This window comes from Streptomyces sp. NPDC057654 (assembly GCF_042800135.1).
In the GTDB taxonomy this organism is placed as follows: domain Bacteria; phylum Actinomycetota; class Actinomycetes; order Streptomycetales; family Streptomycetaceae; genus Streptomyces.
Genome location: NZ_JBHVHQ010001086.1, coordinates 1 through 2,506, shown reverse-complemented (window position 1 = coordinate 2,506; position 2,506 = coordinate 1). Strand labels below are relative to the sequence as shown.

2 protein-coding genes are annotated in these 2,506 nt (G+C 66.0%); one reads left to right on the top strand and one right to left on the bottom strand.

What is annotated here, in order from left to right; translation table 11 throughout:
* Nucleotides 1–44: 44 nt before the first annotated feature.
* A complete protein-coding gene (locus tag ACFU99_RS40740) occupies nt 45–1,667 on the bottom strand; it encodes an MDR family MFS transporter (protein ID WP_384402958.1) in 1,623 nt (540 codons plus the stop codon).
* A 154-nt stretch (nt 1,668–1,821) separates the two neighbouring features.
* On the opposite strand from ACFU99_RS40740, the gene ACFU99_RS40735 reads away from it, so the two are divergent.
* Complete coding sequence (locus ACFU99_RS40735) at nt 1,822–2,457, top strand: TetR/AcrR family transcriptional regulator (RefSeq protein ID WP_384402955.1); 636 nt, start codon at nt 1,822–1,824, stop codon at nt 2,455–2,457.
* Nucleotides 2,458–2,506: the final 49 nt, after the last annotated feature.

Sequence of the window (2,506 nt, the reverse complement as noted above, 5' to 3'; positions counted from 1 at the left end):
GGAAACAGGTGCGGCGGGCGGTGGTGGTCCGGTGCGCCGACGCGTCAGGCGCTGCTGGCCGCCTTCTGCTCGGCCGGGGAGGCTGCGGCGTCCGTGGAGGCGGAATCCGTCTCCGTCTTCGGCTCGGCGCCGCGGAGCGGGATCTCCTTTATGAACCAGGCGCAGATGAAGCCGATGATGCTGATGCCCGCGCCCCACAGGAAGACGTTGTGCGTACCGCTGGAGACGGCGTGCTCGTACGCGTCCCGGACCATGGCCGGCAGCTTGGGAAGCGCCTTCGGGTCCATCTGCGCCCCGCTGGAGACGAACGCGCCGCCCTTGTCCCCGAGGCGCGCCACCATCGTGTCCTTCACCTGGTTGGTGAAGATCGCGCCGAAGATCGCGACGCCGAACGAGCCGCCGATCGTACGGAAGAGGGTGGCCGACGACGAGCCGACGCCCATGTCCTTCATCTCGACGCTGTTCTGTGCGATGAGCATGGTCATCTGCATCAGGAAGCCCATGCCGGCGCCGAGCACCGCCATGTAGACGCCCGAGGTGAAGCGGGAGGTCTCGGTGTCCATCTGGGCCAACAGGACCAGGCCGATGGTGATGAGCGCGCCGCCCATGATCGGGAACATTTTGTACTTGCCGGTGTTGGTGGTGACGCGGCCCGCGATCAGCGAGACGGTCATCATCGACAGCAGCATCGGGAGCAGCAGCAGACCGGAGTTGGTGGCCGAGGCGCCCTGTACGGACTGCTGGTAGAGCGGCAGGAAGGTCATCGACCCGAACATCACGAAGCCGACCAGGAAGCCGATCACCGTGACGAGCGAGAAGTTGCGGTTGCGGAAGATGTGCAGCGGCAGTACCGGCGCGCTGACCTTGCGCTCGACGAAGGCGAACGCGATGAGCGCGGCGACGCCGAGGACGCCCAGGCCGATGATGCGGCCGGAGCCCCAGGCGTACTGCGTGCCGCCCCAGGTGGTGATCAGTACGAGCGAGGTGATGCCGATGGTCAGCAGCGCCGCGCCCACGTAGTCGATCCGGCCCTCGGCCCGCTTCTTCGGCAGGTGGAGTACGGCCGTGACCATGGCCAGGGCGATCGCGCCGAGCGGCAGGTTGATGTAGAAGGACCAGCGCCAGCCGAGGTGGTCGGTGAGGGTGCCGCCGACCAGCGGGCCGCCGATCATGGCGACGGCCATCACGCCGGCCATCATGCCCTGGTACTTGCCGCGCTCACGGGGCGGGATCAGGTCGCCGATGATCGCCATCACGCCGACCATCAGACCGCCGGCGCCCAGACCCTGGACGGCGCGGAACGCGATCAGCTGATCCATCGACTGCGACATGCCCGACAGCGCCGAACCGATGAGGAAGAGCACGATCGAGGTGAGGAAGATGCCCTTGCGCCCGTACATGTCGCCGAGCTTTCCCCAGATGGGGGTGGAGGCGGCGGTGGCGAGCGTGTAGGCGGTGACCACCCAGGAGAGGTGGCTCAGACCCCCGAGCTCTCCCACGATGGTGGGCATCGCGGTGCCCACGATCATGTTGTCCAGCATGGCCAGCAGCATGGCGATCATCAGGGCCATGAGGACGACGCGCACACTGCGCGGTTGCCGAGCCTTTACCGAACTGTCCGGCGAATCCACTGGTGGTTCCTCGTGTCGGGAACGGGCGCTTGACATACTTTTTGCTCCCCCTGGGGCGGCAAGAAGGCCGGACCAGCAACTTACTTGCCGACCGGCTAGATGGGTACACTCGGTAAGGTAGACGTCTACTAGCCGGGCGTCAAGTAAGTTTCAATGGGCCCCACACCCAGACGAACGCAGGAGAGCATCCATGGGCACACCGCACTCGCGCCGGGGCGACACGCGCCAGCGCATTCAGGACGTCGCTCTCGGACTCTTCGTCGAGCAGGGTTACGAGAAGACCTCACTCCGGGAGATCGCCGAGGAGCTGGACGTCACCAAGGCGGCCCTCTACTACCACTTCAAGACGAAGGAAGACATCTTCGTCTCCATCTTCGAGGACCTCGGCCGACCACTGGACGAGCTCATCTCCTGGGCCCAGGGACAACCCCACACCCTGGAGACCATGACGGAGCTCCTGCGTCGCTACAGCACTTCCCTCCACGCCGCCGCGCCCCTCTTCCGCTTCGTGCAGGAGAACCAGGCGACGGTGCGGGAACTGAGCATCGGCGAGCGTTTCAAGGGGCGCATGGTCGCCTTGAGCGAACTGCTCAGGGACCCGACGGCGCCGCTGGTGGACCAGGCGCGCTGCGTGGTCGCGCTGTTCAGCGTGCACGCCGGAATGTTCGCGCTCAACAACATCGAGGGCGACCCCGAGGAGAAGCGCAAGGCTGTCCTGGAGGTCGCCATCGATCTGGTGACGCAGGCGCATGGATCTCATGCCGGGACTCACGACGGGCCGCATAACGGATCGCATGACGGATCGCATGACGGATCGCGCGTGTGAAATAGGTACGGTCGCGGCAGGCTCTTTCGAAAAGGAGCCGGCCGCGACC

What these genes read in the sequence shown, in the direction of transcription:
- ACFU99_RS40735 (WP_384402955.1), top strand. Translation starts at nt 1,822, where the DNA reads ATGGGCACACCGCACTCGCGCCGGGGCGACACGCGCCAGCGCATTCAG.
- ACFU99_RS40740 (WP_384402958.1), bottom strand. Translation starts at nt 1,667, where the DNA reads ATGTCAAGCGCCCGTTCCCGACACGAGGAACCACCAGTGGATTCGCCG.